The organism is Chryseobacterium metallicongregator, assembly GCF_031324065.1.
Classification (GTDB): Bacteria; Bacteroidota; Bacteroidia; order Flavobacteriales; family Weeksellaceae; genus Chryseobacterium; species Chryseobacterium metallicongregator.
Genome location: NZ_JAVIXS010000020.1, coordinates 228,773 through 248,410, shown reverse-complemented (window position 1 = coordinate 248,410; position 19,638 = coordinate 228,773). Strand labels below are relative to the sequence as shown.

The 19,638-nt window shown below is 36.0% G+C and carries 16 protein-coding genes; 11 read left to right on the top strand and 5 right to left on the bottom strand.

Annotated features, from left to right (window positions below):
- Nucleotides 1-105 precede the first annotated feature (105 nt).
- On the top strand, nt 106-1,167 hold the full coding sequence (locus REB14_RS19075; RefSeq protein ID WP_079241540.1) for a 3-oxoacyl-ACP synthase III family protein: 1,062 nt from the start codon (nt 106-108) through the stop codon (nt 1,165-1,167).
- 42 nt (nt 1,168-1,209) lie between these two features.
- Here REB14_RS19075 and REB14_RS19070 read toward each other — a convergent pair whose 3' ends face one another.
- The 5 genes from REB14_RS19070 to REB14_RS19050 all read right to left on the bottom strand — a co-directional run bounded on the left by REB14_RS19070 (nt 1,210) and on the right by REB14_RS19050 (nt 7,448).
- Nucleotides 1,210-1,854, bottom strand: a complete 645-nt coding sequence (locus tag REB14_RS19070) for a hypothetical protein (protein ID WP_309522988.1) — start codon at nt 1,852-1,854, stop codon at nt 1,210-1,212.
- Nucleotides 1,855-1,979: 125 nt separating this feature from the next.
- Nucleotides 1,980-3,437 carry an LptF/LptG family permease gene (locus REB14_RS19065; protein WP_079241542.1) on the bottom strand — a complete coding sequence of 486 codons (1,458 nt, stop codon included), beginning with the start codon at nt 3,435-3,437 and terminating at the stop codon, nt 1,980-1,982.
- A 110-nt stretch (nt 3,438-3,547) separates the two neighbouring features.
- Complete coding sequence (gene lolA1 / locus REB14_RS19060; protein WP_079241543.1) at nt 3,548-4,195, bottom strand: outer membrane lipoprotein periplasmic chaperone LolA1; 648 nt, start codon at nt 4,193-4,195, stop codon at nt 3,548-3,550.
- A gap of 138 nt (nt 4,196-4,333) precedes the next feature.
- Nucleotides 4,334-4,795 carry a hypothetical protein gene (locus tag REB14_RS19055; RefSeq protein WP_079241544.1) on the bottom strand — a complete coding sequence of 154 codons (462 nt, stop codon included), beginning with the start codon at nt 4,793-4,795 and terminating at the stop codon, nt 4,334-4,336.
- Nucleotides 4,796-4,868: 73 nt separating this feature from the next.
- On the bottom strand, nt 4,869-7,448 hold the full coding sequence (locus tag REB14_RS19050; RefSeq protein WP_309522987.1) for an FtsK/SpoIIIE family DNA translocase: 2,580 nt from the start codon (nt 7,446-7,448) through the stop codon (nt 4,869-4,871).
- 361 nt (nt 7,449-7,809) lie between these two features.
- On the opposite strand from REB14_RS19050, the gene REB14_RS19045 reads away from it, so the two are divergent.
- The 10 genes from REB14_RS19045 (at nt 7,810) to REB14_RS19000 (ending at nt 19,638) form a co-directional block, all read left to right on the top strand.
- A complete protein-coding gene (locus REB14_RS19045) occupies nt 7,810-8,445 on the top strand; it encodes a cysteine hydrolase family protein (RefSeq protein WP_309522986.1) in 636 nt (211 codons plus the stop codon).
- A gap of 371 nt (nt 8,446-8,816) precedes the next feature.
- Entirely contained in the window at nt 8,817-9,395 is a 579-nt protein-coding gene (locus REB14_RS19040; protein WP_079241547.1) for a Crp/Fnr family transcriptional regulator, read from the top strand.
- A gap of 270 nt (nt 9,396-9,665) precedes the next feature.
- Complete coding sequence (locus tag REB14_RS19035) at nt 9,666-12,935, top strand: cytochrome c biogenesis protein CcsA (protein ID WP_309522985.1); 3,270 nt, start codon at nt 9,666-9,668, stop codon at nt 12,933-12,935.
- A gap of 570 nt (nt 12,936-13,505) precedes the next feature.
- Nucleotides 13,506-14,372, top strand: coding sequence for an SPFH domain-containing protein (locus REB14_RS19030; protein ID WP_079241549.1), 867 nt, complete (start codon nt 13,506-13,508; stop codon nt 14,370-14,372).
- 82 nt (nt 14,373-14,454) lie between these two features.
- A complete protein-coding gene (locus REB14_RS19025; RefSeq protein WP_034694367.1) occupies nt 14,455-14,643 on the top strand; it encodes a type II toxin-antitoxin system antitoxin in 189 nt (62 codons plus the stop codon).
- A gap of 474 nt (nt 14,644-15,117) precedes the next feature.
- Nucleotides 15,118-16,668: an L-piperidine-6-carboxylate dehydrogenase gene (gene amaB / locus REB14_RS19020; protein ID WP_079241550.1), complete on the top strand. Its 1,551-nt coding sequence runs from the start codon at nt 15,118-15,120 to the stop codon at nt 16,666-16,668.
- 113 nt (nt 16,669-16,781) lie between these two features.
- Entirely contained in the window at nt 16,782-18,107 is a 1,326-nt protein-coding gene (gene lat, locus REB14_RS19015) for an L-lysine 6-transaminase (RefSeq protein ID WP_309522984.1), read from the top strand.
- A 61-nt stretch (nt 18,108-18,168) separates the two neighbouring features.
- Nucleotides 18,169-18,399, top strand: a complete 231-nt coding sequence (locus tag REB14_RS19010) for a DUF2007 domain-containing protein (RefSeq protein ID WP_034694374.1) — start codon at nt 18,169-18,171, stop codon at nt 18,397-18,399.
- Between the two features lie 154 nt (nt 18,400-18,553).
- Nucleotides 18,554-19,066, top strand: coding sequence for a GNAT family N-acetyltransferase (locus REB14_RS19005; RefSeq protein ID WP_309522983.1), 513 nt, complete (start codon nt 18,554-18,556; stop codon nt 19,064-19,066).
- Nucleotides 19,067-19,182: 116 nt separating this feature from the next.
- A complete protein-coding gene (locus REB14_RS19000) occupies nt 19,183-19,638 on the top strand; it encodes a hypothetical protein (protein ID WP_034694378.1) in 456 nt (151 codons plus the stop codon).

The following is a 19,638-nucleotide window of genomic DNA, read 5'->3' as shown; positions in this document are numbered from 1 at the left end:
CAATACATTCTTATTCCATACTATATTGTGAAGTATTTACGTTCATTCATTATATTTAATGAATTATTCCTGAAGTTTAATTAAAAACAGGATACAGATACTATAATGATGACAAAAATAATCGGGGTAGGAAACTATATCCCATCGGAAACAATAACCAATTTATTTTTTGATAAACATATTTTTCTTAATGAAGAAGGGATATTATTAAAAGAGAATAATGCCTCCATTACAGATAAGTTAAAAAAGATTACAGGTATTGAAGAAAGAAGATATGCCCATAACACACAGGTCACTTCAGATCTGGGGCTAATTGCAGCGCGTGAAGCTATAGAAAATGCGGGAATTGATCCTGAAACATTGGACTATATTATATTTGCCCATAATTTCGGGGATGTTCGTTTCGGAACAGTTCAGTCTGATACGGTGCCCAGCCTTGCTGCAAGGGTAAAACATTTATTGGGGATCAGAAATAATTTCTGCGTTGCGTATGATGTTCTTTTTGGATGTCCGGGATGGATTGAGGGAGTCATACAGGCTCATGCGTTTATCAAATCAGGTTTGGCAAAACGATGTTTAGTTATTGGAGCAGAAACCCTTTCCCGTGTGGTGGATATCCACGACAGAGACAGTATGATCTATGCAGATGGAGCAGGAGCGGCAGTTCTGGAAGTAAATCAGGATGATGATGCCGGGATCAGGTCTCATTTATCAGCTTCTTATACGTTGGAAGAAAAAGATTATCTGTATTTTGGGAAATCATATAACAATGAAAGATGCCCGGATACCCGATACATCAAGATGGATGGCAGGAAAATATATGAATTTGCTCTGGTGAATGTTCCCGATGCCATGAAAAAATGTCTTGACAACAGTGGTTATTCTATTGATCAGTTAAATAAAATTATCATTCATCAGGCAAACGAAAAAATGGATGAAGCTATCGTTAGCAGGTTTTATCAGCTGTATGGAAAACCAGTTCCGGAAAACATAATGCCTATGGTCATTCATAAATTAGGAAATAGCAGTGTTGCTACTATTCCCTCTTTGCTGACAATGATTCTGAAGGATGAGCTGGAACACCATAAAATCAGCAAAAATGATGTGGTTTTGTTTGCTTCCGTAGGAGCAGGAATGAATATTAATGCTTTTGTGTATCAGTTTTAAAATATAAAAAAGAGATTGGCTAAAAGGTCAATCTCTTTTGTTTTATAAACATTGTATGGAGCCTTTCTGGCCTTTATGTTTTAATAGAGATTGGTAACGCTTAAGGATTTCATCCACACTACAATGAATTTCTTTTCCTGGAATAGTATCAGGAGCTGCTTTTTCTTTCTGATCGGATTTTATGCTGTACTTCTTTTCAAGGCATTTCAATGGCTGATTATTCTGAAGGTAGATACGGGTTTCTGTAATGTCATCTTTAGTCACTGGTTTTTCGGGAGTGCCACCATCAAAACTCCACACGGTCTCTTGTCTGAAAATAAAAAATGGCTTTCCATCTTTAATAAAATACTTTTCAGATCCGGAAAAATGACTGTGTTCCGCATAAAAATGCTCTATTACTTTAATCTCATCCTTGTCAGAATAGAAAGTAACTTCCCCTGAAGATTCATCATTACAATCATAATTGAATTTTGAAGAACTCAGCTTTTTAGTTTCCAACTGAGCCTGAAGGGCAGCATATTCTTTTTTGATCTGATCAATAGGATCTTGTGCAAGGTTGGTCTGTACAGAATCCTTTTCTACAACAAGACTATCTCTGGAAACGGATTCTTTATAGAAAGTTTTCTCTTTTTCATTTTTACAGGAAACAATAAGAAGCAGACCTGCTGCCAGAAATAGGGTTTTCATATGATAGATACTTTGGTGGCTGATAAAAATACAAAAAAATTAAAAGCATGAATTATTATGATAAAATCGTATAAAAAAGCTCCGGAATTTCTCCAGAGCTTTTAATCTTATTTTTAAAATCAGAATTATTGATATCTCTGATGTTCTTTACTTTTTGTAAACCTTTTAGTGATTGGTTTGAACAATGCTTTGTATTTTTCTGCATCAAACAATTGTGAGTCTGTAAGTGCTTTGTAGGTCATCCAGACTCCAAAAGGAAGAAGGATCAGGTTAGGAAGCCATGCTGCAAGGTAAGGGTTCATTTTCCCGCTCCATGACATGTTTTCTACCCCAACATTCATTACATAAAAGATGATGAAAATAACAATAGCGATGATTACCGGAAGTCCCATTCCTCCTTTTCTGATGATAGAACCTAAGCTGGATCCAATCAGGAAGAAGATGATACACGTTACAGAATAAGCAACAATTCTCTGCTGGTAAATAACCACTTTACTGAAGTATTTTACATTAGAGCTGTATTCATTCTTTTTAGATTCCAGTGTTGATTTCAGGTTGTCTAATCTGTTATAGGAATTGTAAATGATTTCCAGTTTTTTATCCCCTTTTACTGTGTCCAGTTTGATCTGGGTTTTCGGAGCTACTTTATGTTTGTTGCCTTTATCCATGTAGGTAATCACAGAGTTGGTCTGGTTAAGAACCTCGGATCCTATATTATCAAAGAATTGTTTATTGTCTTTTTTTGTTTTTGAAATTGTTCCGTCAAGCTGGTTGTAGGTCTGGAAACGGTAGTCATCTGTAATCTGTTCTTTTTCGATGGCTTTATTGATGATTTCACTGATGTCAAAGTGGGATACCAATGTGTCGAATTTAATAGCCTGATCAGGCTGTTTTAATCTTACATTATCACCTTTTCCGGCAAAAGCATCTTCAAATACATAACCGTTATGCAGAACAAGCTTTAGAAAGTTCTTGTTGGCCGCCGGAACAAATTTTCCTTTTTCAGCTACTACAGATTGCTGGTTTTCATAAGCGTTGGCTTTTTTATGAACAAAAACGCCTTCAATATTTTCTCCGTTTTCCCCGTAGATCTTATCAAATTTCACCATATAACCGGGAATCTGATCAATAAACTGTCCCGGAGTAAAGTTGATGGCTGGTTTCGTTTGGGCAATATTGAAAAGCATGTTCTTGGCTTTCTTCTGAAAATCCGGAATAATATTGTTGGAAAAGAAAAATAACATGATGGCAAGTGCCGTTGAAATTCCAAGAAGGGGAGTCATAACCCTGGTCAATGGAATTCCTGCTGCTTTCATGGCTGCAAGCTCGTAACGTTCTCCAAATTCACCAAACGACATAATACTCGCCAGAAGGATCGTAAGTGGGAGAACCATACTGATGACGTTCACCCCAAGATAAAAAAGAAGTTTAAGGATTTGCCAGTAGCTTAATCCTTTTCCCATAAACTGCCCCAACTGTACCCAGATAATGTTTACAATAAAAATGAAAAACAATACGCTGAATATAAAGAAAAACGGTCCAAAGAAGGTTTTTATAATGTATCGGTCTAGTATTTTTAACATGCGCCAAAATTAATCAAAAAGCCACAAAGTTTACTTGTGGCTTTTTATATTTTGTTATTTTTTTAACTTTAAACGTAAATTTACAGACTTGCGAATTCACTTTCAGCTTTTTAAAGCTCTGTAACGATGTAGTTTTTAAACTTATTTTTGTCAAAAACAAACATATTAGGATCCAGCTCCTGGTTTTCTTTGTACTCTTTAATAGCAATTACAGCAACATCTTTGTTGTTTCCATGCTGTTCAAGTTTTACCATTTGCTTTTTCGCTGAATCTACAAAAAGGTATACGTATTTTATTCCGTTCGCTTTTACAGGGGTCAGTTTAATAAAGTCTGCATTTACGCCATTTACTACTTTCTTACCGTTGTAAGTTACATTATAATCATTTCTATAGGTCGTAAGGTAATTGATAGGGGAGAACATGGTACTGCTTCCGTTAGGTTTAGCAACGGTTACTTCCATATCATCAGCGTTGATGTTGTAAATTTTATTACCGTCAAAGATCTGTTCGGTATCCATGATCTTCAGTTTGTATTTCTCTCCGGCAACATAATAAATACCGGGTTCTGTTTTTGTCACCTGTCCGTTAAGACCGCTTCCAAAAGAAAATTTGAAGTAAGAATTCTTTTTAGAATTGTAGTTGGCTGTAATATCATCCAATATCTTTTTAGCTTTAGCATCAATTTTCTGAGCGTTGGCCATACCTACTGCACCTACAACAAAACTTCCTAATATAACTTTTGAAATAATATTTTTCATTTTCTTAATTTAATAATCGTTAGATTTTCTTTAACTCTGAAGGTTAAAACTATTCATTTTTCCTTTAACTACGCAGATCTTCCAAAAACTGTTCCAAAAGCAACCTTGTAATGCTGGATACATTATAGATCATATTCTTTATCTTTTCTCCGGCCTTTCAATATATTGGTCAAATTTTTCAGGGAGAATATTGGTCACCGTTAATTTATTAGAAGTAATGGTGGGTTCAATTTTAATCACTTTAGTATTTTCATTAATCTCAACCGGATGTTTACTTCTCATGTTCACCATATCTATATGAAGAACCGTGAACTCATGTTTTCCCTTTTGTAAATCAACAATCACATACTCTTTGGGGCGGATTTGTCCTAATGATTTATCATTAAGTGCAATATTCAGTCTTGCTGTGTTATCCATTTTATGGAGAATTCCTGCACCATTATAAATTAGGACTTTGCCATTTCCCAGTGTATTATAATCAATAACATCCAGTTTTACAGAAGCGTATTCACTAGGTACAGTCTGTAAGGCACATGATGATAATGTAAGCACACATGCCAAAAGACCTAATTTAATAGTTTGTTTTGTTGTAATTTTCATGGTATTAGTTTTAGTTGAATTTTTTATTTCCCGGTCTTCACGGAGGAATATCCGGGATTAATTTTTATACTGATTAATTTCTTAAATCCTCAAGAAATTGCTCTAAAGAATGAAGGTCACTGATCAGAACTTCTCTTGCCTTAGCACCGTTAAAGCCTCCTACAATACCGCTTGCTTCCAGCTGATCCATAATTCTGCCGGCTCTGTTATAACCCAGCTTCAATTGTCTTTGAAGCATTGAGGTAGATCCCTGTTGTGTGGAAACAATAATTCTTGCTGCTTCTTCAAATAAAGCATCTTTTTCGTTCGGGTCAAAAGCACCTACAGTACTTGTTGAATCTTCAGAAACATATTCAGGAAGCAACAATGCCGAAGCATATCCTTTTTGTTCACCGATAAACTCTGCCAGTCTTTCTACTTCCGGAGTATCTACGAAAGCGCACTGAAGTCTTAATATCTCGTTTCCATTAAAATAAAGCATATCTCCTTTACCAATCAGCTGATCAGCCCCAGGAGAGTCAAGGATGGTTCTGGAGTCTACACTGGAGATTACTCTGAAGGCAGCCCTTGCAGGGAAGTTGGCTTTGATCATCCCTGTAATTACGTTTACAGATGGCCTCTGTGTAGCCACAATAAGGTGGATTCCTACAGCTCTGGCAAGCTGTGCAAGTCTTGCAATGGGTAATTCAACCTCTTTTCCTGCCGTCATGATCAAATCTGCAAACTCGTCTACTACCAACACGATATAAGGTAAATAACGGTGTCCGTTTTCAGGATTTAATTTTCTTTCCGTAAACTTCTTATTGTATTCTTTTAAGTTTTTACAGAAAGCATTTTTAAGAAGATCATATCGGGTATCCATTTCAATACAAAGAGAGTTCAGTGTATTGATTACTTTATTGGTATCCGTAATGATGGCTTCTTCAGCATCCGGTAATTTTGCCAGATAATGTCTTTCAATTTTTGAATATAATGAAAGTTCTACTTTTTTAGGGTCTACCATGACGAACTTCAGTTCGCTTGGATGTTTTTTATAAAGAAGGGAAGTAAGAATAGCATTGATCCCTACAGATTTACCCTGACCTGTTGCTCCAGCCATCAATAAGTGAGGCATTTTTGAAAGATCGGCCATGAAGATTTCGTTGGAAATAGTCTTTCCGAAAACTACCGGAAGATCCATATCCGTATTCTGGAATTTTTGAGAAGCAATTACAGAACGCATAGAAACCATCGTAGGATTTTTTCTTGGCACCTCAATACCGATAGTTCCCTTCCCTGGCATTGGAGCGATAATTCTGATTCCTAATGCAGAAAGGTTCAATGCAATATCATCCTGCAGTTTTTTAATCGCTGCTACTCTGATTCCTGCTTCAGGAACAATTTCATACAGAGTAACTGTAGGCCCGATGGTTGCTTTAATCTCTGCGATTCCAACGTTGAAATTCTTAAGCAGTCCAACAATCTTATTTTTATTTTCTTCTAATTCTTCTTTATTGATAGAAATTTCTTCATTTCCATAATCTTTCAGTAATTCTACAGGAGGCATCTGGAAATTAGCCAGATCAAGCTTGTGATCATACAAACCATGCTTTTCTACAAGCTCCTGAGACTTTTTATCAGAATCATCCAAAACATCAATTACCTGAGCTACTTCTACATTGAATTTAATATTTTCCTGTGCCGGAGCAGATGTTACTGCCGGAGACGGAGTAGAAGGTCTGATGTCAAATGCTTCCTCAGGGCTGGAAACCGGAACAATTGGTTTGGTAGAAAGATTTAAACTTACAGGTTGAGAAACCTCCTTAGGTTCCGGATCAAAAGAAGTATGGTTCGGAGTAGTAATGGTTTCTATTTCGTTTGAAACCGGAACTTCAGGAAATCCTTTCGGAATATTTACTGGTTCTGGTTCTTTCATTGTATTAATCGGATTATTGACAGCATGATTCGTAACATCACTTACCGTAACTCTGGAGGAGGGTTCTTCTTCCGCTTCCTCTGCTTCTTCTCTTAATTCCTCATCAGCTTCGAAATCATCATTGGAGTCTGGCATCATAGATTTTACTTTTCCAATAGTATTTTCATTGATCTTATCCAGTTTTGACTTGATAGAACTTGGACGAAGATTAAATTCAAGAATAAAATAGAGAAGAATGCTTGCTGCTAATACGGTCCATAAACCTACTGCTCCGATGATAGAGTTAAGATAGTCCATGATCTGATATCCATAGACACCTCCTAAAACCCCCTGGCCTTTAGTAAGTGCTCCCATAAAAATAGGAAGCCAGCAGATAAAAAATAAAGAGTGGCCAATAGTTTTCCAGGGTTTGAATATTTTTTTCTTAAGAATCAGTGTCCCTACCACAAGCAGTAAAAATGCGATGATGAACGAGGCAATACCAATACTTTCAAAAATGAAAATATTCCCAAGCCAGTCACCTACCTTACCAAAGATATTGGAAGATTTTATGCTTTTGTCCAGCATGGTTCCTGCCTGGCTTTGATCTGCTTTCCAGTTCATCAGATAAGAGACGAATGAGAATGCGAGAACAGCCGATAAAAGTATAAAAGTAAGCCCGAAAAAAATACGTGGCTTAGATAAAATTCTGCCTTTCTCAGGCGATTCAGTCGGTTTTTTTTGTGTCTTTTTATCCATAATATCAATGTCGCAAATTTAATGTTTTATTCAACACTAAATGAATCTTTTTTATCCAAAAAACATTTTGGTAATCCCGCTTTTATAAAGGTTATTTAAAATTTTTACTTTAAAAATATTTTCTCTTATGATAGAATAAAATAAGGTTATTTTTTTTGCTTATCCAAATCTGATACCGTTAAATTGTATTAACTGATTATTATTTGTTTTTCTTTAAAAAAGATAATAAAATTTTCTATTTAAACAGCATGGATTGAAAAAATTAACAATATTAGAAATTATTGTATCTCAATAGTGTTTTTTGAACTAGTTCAAAGGTCAGGACTTGAAGTGTCTGTAATTTTGACCTATAATTTTACATATGAAAAATACATTCAAAACCTTTCTGACCTTAGGTCTGATATTAATTTCAATGATTACAATGAACGCACAAAAACAAAAAATGGAACACACTGCATTAATCATTATCGATGTACAAAATGATTATTTCCCGGGAGGAAAGATGACACTGGAAAAAAGTGAACAGGCCGCTGGAAACACCAGAAGTGTTTTAGAATACTTCAGGAAAAACAATCTGCCTGTTATTCACATCCAGCATATTTCTGCCAACGATGAGGCAACGTTTTTCCTTCCGGATACAGAGGGAGCTAAAATCAATCATCTGGTTTTGCCGATGGAAGATGAAAAAGTTATCGTTAAGCATTTTCCCAACAGCTTCAGAGAAACGGATCTTCTGAGTTATCTTCAGTCAAAGAAAATTAAAAATCTGGTGATTACAGGAATGATGACGGATGTTTGTGTAGAGGCAACTACCAGAGCTGCTTTTGATTTTGGGTTTACGAATACCATTATCGGAGATGCTACAGCAACCAGAAACCGTGAGTTGAATGGGGGAGTGGTGAAGGCTGCAGAAGTACAAAGGGCTACTTTGGCTGGAATATCTGCTCTTGGAAATCTTTATGCAGGGGTAATCAATACTCATGACCTTTTAAAATAAGATATCTGAGACATGGAAAGGCACAAAGATTTTTGGATAATCTTATAGGTAATCATCTGAAAAATCAGCTCAATCTGTGAGAAAATAAAAATATTAAAAACGCAAAGATGCAAAGAGTTTTTTGAAATATAAGCGGTTTTTAAGACGCAAAGATTTTATCTCCGATAAAATTTAAAACAATTCAACTTGCTGAAAATCTTTGATTTTCTTGCGCCTAAAAGATAATTGCATGTATAATAAGCCTTCGCGCCTTTACGTTTACCCAACAAAAAAACGGGGCTCTATTCATTAAGTACAACAATAACTTAACATAACTTAATTTCATGAAGGTGTCAATAATTTTGATACCTTTATTTTGCTTAAATAATCCCATGTTCGATTTACTTCTTAAAAATATCAGTCAATACATCAACCTGTCAGAAGATGAACTTACGCAGTTTATAAAGCCATTTGAACTCAAAGTGTTTAAAAAGAAAGAGGCTGTTCTCAAAGAAGGAGAATATTGTCTTTTTGAAGGATTTGTGCTGAGTGGCTGCTTTAAAATCTACTATCTTAATGAAAGCGGATTTGAGCAGACTTTATATTTTGCTGTGGAAGGCTGGTGGATTACCGATATAGACAGCCTTATTAATAATGTACCGAGCATTTTGAATATTGAAGCCCTGGAAGACAGTGAAGTTTTGATGATTGCTAAAAAAGATAAGGAACATCTGTACGAAACAATGCCGCAGATAGAAAAGCTTTTCAGGATCATGAATCAAAAATCTTCGGTAGCCCTGCAAAGAAGAATTCTTTCATTAACTGGTAAAACAGCAGATAAACGCTATCTTGAATTCCTAGAAAAGTATCCTGGATTGGAACAGAGAATTACTCAACAGCAGGTTGCCTCTTATCTTGGTATCACTCATGAGTTTTTAAGTAAAATCAGGAAGAAATTGTTGATTGGGTAAGTGAGTTGATTTTCTACGTTTCCTTTTTAGTTGTAAATCAGTGTTTTATGATATTTTATTTGGTTTTCAAATAGAAGAGTTCAATCACTGAAATAGTTTTTATAAATCTATATTTTTTCAGAATTAGAAATTGAATTTTTCCTAATGTTTTTGGGCTTATTAAGAATGTTTCAAAATAAGCAAAACCGAGGCCAAAGTGATAAAAAACAGCTTTTTTTAAGCTCTTTGTGGTTTATCATGCTTATTTTTGCATGTCAAGTACAATAAATCATGAAGAAGCTCCAAGATATTCTTATCTCAACCAGGACAATGGCTGTATTGTTGCTGGTGTACGCATTCGCGATGGCTTATGCAACGTTCTTAGAAAACGACTACGGAACTCCTACAGCAAAAGCATTAATTTATGAGGCTAAATGGTTCGAACTGATCATGGTCTTACTGATTCTCAATTTCATAGGAAATATCGGAAGATACAGACTATGGAAGAAAGATAAGTGGCCGGTTCTTGTTTTCCACCTTGCCTTTGTTTTTATTTTTATTGGTGGTGCTATCACCAGATACATCAGTTTCGAAGGACAAATGCACATCAGAGAAGGTGAAACATCCAACGAAATCGTAACCGATAAAAATTTCTTTAAAATTCAGATCGAAGAAAAGGGTGATGTGCTGAATTATCAGGATGTTCCTTATCTGATGTCTCCGTTACACAAAGATCTAAAAGCAACTTATGACTTCCACGGAAAAGAAGTGAAAGTGTTTGCCAAGGAATACATCCAAAGAAAAAAAGACAGTCTTGTAGCTGAACCAAATGGTACTGAGTACCTTCATTTGGTTTCTACCGGAACTACCGGAAGACAAAATATTTACATCAAACCGGGAGAAACAAAATCCATTAACGGTACTTTGGTGACCTTCAACAGGGCGATTGAAGGTGCTGTTGAATTCAAAAATGAAGGCGGAAAATTATTTATCAAAACTCCTGTTGATGCAAGTTATATGACTATGGCAACCCAGGCAACAGGGACTACAGTGAAAGATGAATTCCAGCCTTTGGCATTAAGAAGTTTATATACGATCAACGAACTGAAGCTGGTAGTACCTGAAGGTCTTAAAAAAGGAAGACTTATGGCTATTGAAGGCGACAGAAAGAAAGATGCCAATGTACCTGATATGCTTCAGATTGAGCTTCAGGGACCAAAAACAAAACAAATTGTAGACCTTTCGGTTGAAAAAGGAAATCCGAATGCTTACAAGCAGGTGACTATGGATGGATTAAACATCATGGTAGGTTTCGGACCTAAAGTATACAACACACCTTTCGCCTTGAAACTGGATGATTTCGTGATGGAAACGTATCCTGGAAGTTCATCTCCAAGTGCTTACGAAAGCCATGTGAAAATCATTGATGAAGGTAAAGAAACTCCTTATAAAATCTATATGAACCACGTTCTTAATCATAAAGGATACCGTTTCTTCCAGTCAAGTTTTGATCCGGACAGAATGGGAACTGTTCTTTCTGTAAACCACGATTACTGGGGAACTTTGATTTCTTATATCGGATATGGACTTTTATTCCTTGGAATGTTTGTTATTTTCTTCTGGAAAGGAACTCATTTCTGGAAATTGAATAAAATGATGGCTGACGTTAATAAAAAGAAAGCTGCAGGAGTACTTTTATTGTTCTTAAGTTTAGGTTTAAATGCTCAGAAAATCGAAACTCACGGAACTACTGACGGAAGCAGAGAACATATTCACGTGGAAGGAGATAATCATTCTCACGCTCCGGCTCCGTCTGCCCAGCCGCTTGATGGCGCTGCTCCGAAGCAGAACTCTCTGGCAACTCCAATGGGGAAAATGAGATCTATTTCTCCGGATGAGATTATTGCGAGAAACAAAATCAGCAAAGAACATGCTGATAAATTCGGATATCTTTTGGTGCAGAGTTTTGAAGGAAGAATTGTTCCTATCAACACAGAAGCATTAGATGTTTTAAGAAAATTATACAAAAAAGACGAATTCAAAGGAACAGACGGGAAGTCTCTTACGGCTAACCAATGGTTTCTTTCTATCAATACAGACACACCAAGCTGGACGATGGTTCCTATGATCAAAGTAGGACCTAAAGGAGGTGATGAACTGAAAAATAAAACCAAAGCAAACGAAGACGGGTATACTTCATTAATGAACCTTTTCCCGGCAGATGCAAACGGCAATCTTACGTATATTCTGGAACACGATTACAATACGGCATTCCGTAAAAAACCGGCTGAACAAACGAATTATGATAAAGAAGTCATTGCTGTAAACGAAAGAGTACAGATCTTCAATGAGTTCTTCAGCGGTCAGTTTATGAGAATTGTTCCTGTGAAGAATGATGCTAACCACACATGGCATTCATGGCTAGACCAGAAATTCGAACCGGATATGGAATCTCAGCAGGTAATGGGACCTTACTTTGCAGAAGCGCTTACGGCACAGAAAACAGGGGATTGGAGCAAAGCAGATACAGAATTGGCGAAGCTTTCAGAATACCAGCAGAAATGGGGTAAAGCGGTTGTTCCTGCTAAATCTAAAGTGGATCTTGAAGTATTCATGAATAAAGCAGATATCAACTTCAAATTGTTGATTTTCTACACGCTTGTTGGTGGTCTTCTTTTGATTCTAGGTTTTGTTGAATTATTCAAATCAAATAAAATACTAAACAAAGTAATTAAAGTAATTATTGCGATTGGTTTGGTTGGATATCTATTGCATTTCCTAGGACTTGTGGCAAGATGGTATATTTCAGGACACGCTCCTTGGAGTAACGGATATGAAGCGATTATTTTTATCTCTTGGGTTGGTATTACAGCGGGTTTAATCTTGTACAGAAATGCCAATGCATTAATTCCTGCAGCCGGATTCATGGTAGCAGTTATCATGATGGGATTTGCACACGGAGGTTCTGCTCTTGATCCGCAGATTACACCACTTGTTCCGGTATTGAAATCTTACTGGTTAATTGTTCACGTGGCTATTATTACATCAAGCTATGGATTCTTTGCGCTCTCAATGATTATTGCAGTAATTTCATTGGTGTTCTATATTATCTCCAATAAAGAAACGTATAAAATACACCACGATACGACATTGAAAGAACTGGTAATTGTTTCTGAAATGTCATTAACTATTGGGTTGTTCGCTTTAACGGTAGGAAACTTCTTAGGAGGAATCTGGGCCAACGAATCATGGGGAAGATACTGGAGCTGGGACCCGAAAGAAACATGGGCCTTCATCTCTATCATGGTATATGCATTTGTACTGCACATGAGATTAGTACCTGGATTGAGAAGCAGATGGGCATTCCACGTAGCAACAATGTTTGCATTCTGTTCAATGGTAATGACTTACTTTGGAGTTAATTATTATCTAAGCGGACTTCACTCATATGCAGCAGGAGATCCGGTACCAGTACCAGCTTGGGTATACATCGGAATAGGAACAATGATCCTTCTATCAGTTGTTTCTTATATCAAGTTTAAAGCTTTAACGAAGAAATAGACTCTTGAATACATACATTAAAATCCCGGAATTCACTTTCCGGGATTTTTTTATTTCTATTGTTTCTGGCTTTGGGATGAGTTGTTTTAACGCTATGTTCGCAATGATGTATATTATGATGAGTTATTGTTCGCAAAGACGTTTCACTCAGCAAGAGAACAAGGTGTTTTAAAGAACTTGTACTTTTTTTAACGCTAAGGTTCGCAATGATTTTGGGATGATAAAATATCGTTCGCAAAAACATTCTGCAAGAGAAGAAGAAGCTTTGTAAAATGTAAAGAACTTGTTTTTTTAGCGCAAGGTTCGCAATGATTTTGATGATGCTAAAATATCGCTCACAAAGACGTTTCACTCAGCAAAGAAATAGTGGTCTTAGCTAAACGAAGGGGCTTTGCGAACAAAAATATAATGCATCCTAATGAATTAGCCTCGCGAACTTTGCGTTAGCTAAAATACCCGAATCCGATATCCCGAAAATCGCACCTCAAAAAAATCAAAATTTATCATTCATAATTCAAAATTCATTACTATCTTTATGATATCAAAATAATATCAAATTAAAATTCAATCATGGAAAAAACATTAAAACCCATGTCGGGTTATCTTACATTGGTCATTTGCCTGGCCTTGTTTGTTGCAGCAGTATACTTCTTTGTGAGTGGAGTAGATCAAAGTATAGCTTATGTGGTTATCTCTATGCTTTGTTTTCTTCTTTCGTGCTTTTTCTTAAAAGGGTTAATGATCATTCAGCCTAACCATTCGAGAGTATTAAACTTCTTTGGAAAATACGTGGGAAGTGTAAAAGAGAACGGATTATTCTTTATCAATCCTTTATATTCATCACAAAAAATTTCTTTACGTTCCGAAAATCTGCAAGGTCAGACTTTGAAGGTAAATGATAAAATGGGTAACCCTATTGAAATTGCAGTTGTAATTGTATGGAAAGTAGGAGATACTTATAAAGCGGCTTTTGATGTGGAGCGTTATTCAGATTTTGTAAAAATGCAGAGTGAAGCGGCGGTAAGACATTTAGCGATGAGCTTTCCTTATGATAATTTAGAAGATGATCATGCTCCTATTACATTGAGAGAAGGAGGAGATAAAATCAATTCTATTTTGGAACAGGAACTTACAGATCGTCTTTCAAAGGCTGGAATTGTGATTCAGGAGGCAAGGATTTCACACCTGGCCTATGCTTCAGAAATTGCAGGAGCAATGCTTCAGAGACAGCAGGCGACAGCTATCGTTGCTGCAAGAACTAAGATTGTAGAAGGAGCGGTAGGAATGGTAGACCTTGCATTGAAAAAGCTTTCTGAAGAAAATATCGTAGATCTTGATGATGAAAGAAAAGCAGCAATGGTAAGTAATTTAATGGTGGTTCTTTGCGGTGAAAAAGCAGCAACCCCAATATTAAATGCGGGAACACTTTATAATTAAGAAGTGAATAATTAACAGTTAGATTTTAGTGCAGATAACTTTACACTAAAATAGTCAGAAATAATGTTAGAGAATTTAGAAAATGAAATCAGAAAAAGCTCAGAACTCTTCGGAAAGCAAAGGAAAAAAATCCTTTGTGATAAGGATAGATGAGTCTACTTATAAACTCCTTGAAAAGTGGGCCAATGATGAATTCAGAAGTGTGAACGGACAGATAGAATACCTGTTGCATCAGAGCCTTGTCAACGCAGGGAGGAAGAAGAAAGAGTAGTTTAAAAGGGTGGATCAAACAAGAAAAATAATCTTTTTTGGGAATACACGCACAGAAATCGAATATTTTTCCCCTTTTTAAAATTACAGAAAGTATAAAAAAGACCTCCTTTTTTAGCCTTTCAATAAAGAAATAACAATTCAGTTAATCTTACACCAAAAAGAAAGCAGAGAAATTTTCTCTGCTTTTTTATTGTATACAACTCTGGAGACTATCTGCTCCAACGTAGAATATAACGAGCCAAATCAAGCCTTTAATGGTAAAGAAAGCTAATCCTGCCCATCCCACACGCTTGAACCACTTTTTAAGCTTTGAGTTGTTTTCTTGTGAATTTTCCATTGGTGATTATCAAAAAGATTACGCTACAAAGATAAGCATGTTTATAATTAGTCCAAATAAAAAGCGTATTAAAAATTAAAGTTTTGAGGTTCACATAATATTTTTATCTTTAGAGAGAACGAAAAGTAAGATTTTATGTCAAAAAAAGTAAAGGATTTCGGAATTGAAAAAACACTCAAGAATCTTGGGATTAAAGAAGAGAACAAAGGGACTTCAGTGGGCGGAAAATATTTCGCTTCAGGAAAGGTGATAGAAAGCATTTCTCCTGTAGATGGAAAATTGATCGCTAAAGTAAAAACTTCCGGAGAAAGTGATTATGACAAAGTAATTGAAACTGCTCAAAAAGCATTTCAGGAATTCAGGCTGATCCCGGCTCCAAAAAGAGGAGAGATGGTAAGGCAGCTGGGCTTAAAATTAAGAGAATATAAAGACGATCTTGGTAAACTTGTTTCTTATGAAATGGGTAAATCATTACAGGAAGGTCTTGGTGAAGTTCAGGAGATGATTGATATCTGTGACTTCGCAGTTGGACTTTCAAGACAGCTTCAGGGGTACACTATGCACTCTGAAAGACCTGGACACAGAATGTATGAGCAATACCATCCACTAGGAGTTGTTGGGATTATTACAGCATTCAACTTCCCGGTAGCCGTATGGTCCTGGAACACTGCATTGGCTTGGATTTGTGGTAACGTTACCATCTGGAAGCCATCTGAAAAAACACCGCTTTGTGCTATTGCATGCCAGAATATCATGATGGAAGTTCTGAAGGAAAATAATCTTCCTGAAGGAGTTTCAAGCGTATTGGTATCAGACCACGAAATCGGACAGAAACTGGTAGATGATAAAAGAGTAGCGTTGGTATCTTTCACAGGATCTACAAGAGTAGGAAGAATGGTTTCTTCTAAAGTAGCAGAAAGATTCGGGAAGTCTATTCTTGAATTAGGTGGAAACAATGCCATCATCATTACAAAAGAAGCTGATATCGATATGTCGATTATCGGAGCTGTTTTCGGAGCTGTAGGAACTGCTGGTCAGAGATGTACTTCAACAAGAAGGCTAATCATCCACGAAAGTGTTTACAACGAAGTGAAAACAAGATTAACAAAAGCTTACGGGCAGCTGAAAATCGGAAATCCATTGGATGAAAACAACCATGTGGGACCACTTATTGATACGGATGCTGTAAACCAATACGAAGAAGCGATCAAAAAATGTAAAAAAGAAGGCGGGAAATTCGTTGTTGAAGGTGGCGTTTTATCTGGTAAAGATTACGAATCCGGATGCTATGTAAAACCTTGTGTGGCTGAAGTGAAAAACTCTTATGAGATTGTTCAGCACGAAACTTTTGCACCGATCCTATATTTGATCAAATACAAAACATTAGAGGAAGCTATCGCTATTCAGAATGATGTTCCTCAGGGATTGTCTTCTGCAATCATGACTCAGAATTTAAGAGAAGCAGAATTGTTCCTTTCTCATGCAGGTTCAGACTGTGGTATTGCCAACGTCAATATCGGAACTTCCGGTGCTGAAATTGGTGGAGCTTTCGGGGGTGAAAAAGAAACCGGAGGAGGAAGAGAGTCAGGATCTGACGCTTGGAAATACTATATGAGGAGACAAACCAATACTATAAATTACACTGCACAACTTCCTTTAGCACAAGGAATTAAATTTGATTTATAAAAGCTTTACTTAAAGTACTCAAAAAACAAAAAAATTAATAACCTGAATGGTTAAATGCTGTATTATTAGCATCATTTAATCATTCATTTATTAAATCACACTACAAATTTATTATGGAACACACATTAGATATAAAAGCAAATAAAGTAAAAGAAACAGTAGGAAAACATGTGTTGGCAGACGGTTTCGATTTTGTGATGGATATTGAAAAATCACATGGATCTTGGCTTTATGATAAACTGACAGACAGAGAATACCTGGATATGTTCTCTATGTTTGCATCAGCATCCATCGGATACAATCACCCTTATCTTGTTGAAAGATCAGAATGGTTAGGAAGAATGGCTGTAAACAAACCTACTTTGGCTGATGTTTACTCGGAAGAATACGCTCATTTCCTTGAAGTATTTGAAAGAGTAGTTATCCCTGAAGAATTACAATACGCTTTCTTTATCGAAGGCGGAACGATGGGAGTTGAAAATGCAATGAAGGCATGCTTCGATTGGAAAACCCGCAAAAACTTTGAAAAAGGATTAGACACTGAAGCTGGAATCTGTATCCACTTCAAACAGGCTTTCCATGGAAGAAGTGGTTATACTTTGAGTTTAACCAATACTTCTGATCCAAGAAAGTACCAATATTTCCCAATGTTTAACTGGCCGAGAATTTTAAATCCAAAATTAAAGTTCCCGATTACTGAAGAAAACCTTGAAGAAACCATCAAAAACGAAAATCTTGCTTTGCTTCAGATTGAAGAGGCAATTTTGATGCACCCTGATAAAGTGGCTTGTATCATCATTGAACCTATTCAGGCTGAAGGAGGTGACAATCATTTCAGAGACGAATTCTTATTAGGATTAAGAAGAATCTGTGATGATAACGAAATCTTACTTATTTTTGATGAAGTTCAGACAGGTATTGCCATTACAGGGAAAATGTGGGCTTTCCAGCATTTTACAGCAAAACCGGATATCATTTCTTTCGGGAAAAAAGCTCAGGTTTGTGGGGTTTTAGCCAATAAAGAGAAGTTTGATCAGGTTCCGAACAATGTTTTCAGAGAAAGTTCAAGAATCAACTCTACATTCGGAGGAAATTTTATCGATATGCTTCGTTTCCAGCTGGTAATGGAAGTGATCGAAAAAGAAAACCTTGTTGAGAACGCAAGAGTAGTTGGAGATTTCTTACTGGAAAGCTTAAAGTCCCTTGCTGAAAAATATCCTGAAAAAATATCCAATGCAAGAGGAAGAGGCTTGATGTGTGCTATTGATCTTCCTACCGCAGAGCAGAGAAACCACCTGATGAATGAGCTTTTCAATGACGGATTAATCATTCTTCCTTGTGGAGATCAGTCTCTTCGTTTCAGACCTCACTTGAATGTTACTAAAGAAGAAATTCAACTTGCTTTAGATAAAATTGAAAACAATATTAATAAAATTTAAAACCCGGGATTTGTAATTTTGAAAAAAACATCGTATATTTAGATACTCAAACAATTAGAATATGGAAAGAAGTACGAGAGTATCAGTTTATGTAAGTGATAACCCTTCAGAAATTCAGTTGGTTAAGTCTAAATTGGATGACGCGCAAATTGCAAATACCGTTGAAAATAACTATCTTACGTTTACCACTACGCCAACAGCCACTTCGCTGAAGGTTATGGTAGATCTGGAAGAAGAAAAAAAAGCATTTGAAATTATTGATGCTTACCTTCAACAAAGTGAAAATCAATAAACAATTTCATAATTTTAAATTTTACTACTTCGAACCGAAAATTAATTTTAATTAATTTTCGGTTTTTTAATTATTTATAAACCATTGATTTAAGAATTAAACAAACAGTAACTTTTTTAATTCTTACATCAATCTTTTAATCAAATTTTACAACATGAATCCGGAGATTAAACTAAGACAAGCGGAAATTGAAGACAGAAACACTATTTGGGAAATCATTCAGCAATCCATCGAAAGAAGAAGACAGGATGGAAGTACCCAATGGCAGAACGGATATCCTAATCTCGGGACAGTGGAAAGTGATATTGCGAAAGGATTTGGCCACGTTATGACAGTGGATGGCAAGATTGCAGTATATGCAGCACTTATTCTGAATGATGAACCTGCTTACAGTACGATAGAAGGAGCATGGTTAAGTGATGGTGAATTTGTCGTGGTTCACAGAGTGGCTGTAGATGAAGAATTTGCAGGACAGGGTATGGTAAAAAAACTTTTTGATCAGATTGAAGAATTTACCAAATCCCATGGGATTCAGAGTATTAAAGTAGATACCAACCATGACAATATTGCCATGCTGAAAATCCTTGAAAGCAGAGGTTATTCTTATTGTGGAGAGGTTCTTTTAAGAGACGGAATGAGAAAAGCTTTTGAGAAGATTATAATTTAAGCAAAAAGTTAAATCAACTTTCATTGAATTTTTAAAACGCCCTGTATTTATAAACTCTATCAGGTTTGTTCGTTTGGTTCTGAACTAATTTCTACTTTTGTTCAAATTTTTATATTATGCACCAAAGTATAGAAATTGATGAAAAAATTTTTCAAGATGCCGTAAAATTCTATGGCACCGTGTTCAGCTTACCCCCTTTAGCTTCAAAAATTTATTCCTACCTTCTTTTTGACTATGAGAAAGTAGGAATTACTTTTGACGAGTTTGTTGAAGTGCTCTCTGCGAGCAAAAGCTCTGTTTCTACCAGTATTTCATTACTGCTCAATGCCCAGCTTATCGTAGACCATAACAAAATGGATGAGCGGAAACGGTATTTTTTCATCAATGATGAATACAAGAAAATACGATTCGAAAAAATTGTCCAAAAAATGCAGGACGAATTAAGACTATTAGATGATTTAAACAATTTTAAAAAAAGTAAAGATGATGGATACAATGAAAGAATAGAAGTTTACAAAGCACTCTTAAATAAAAACATAGAAAATATTCAGGAATCTCTTAATAAACTATAA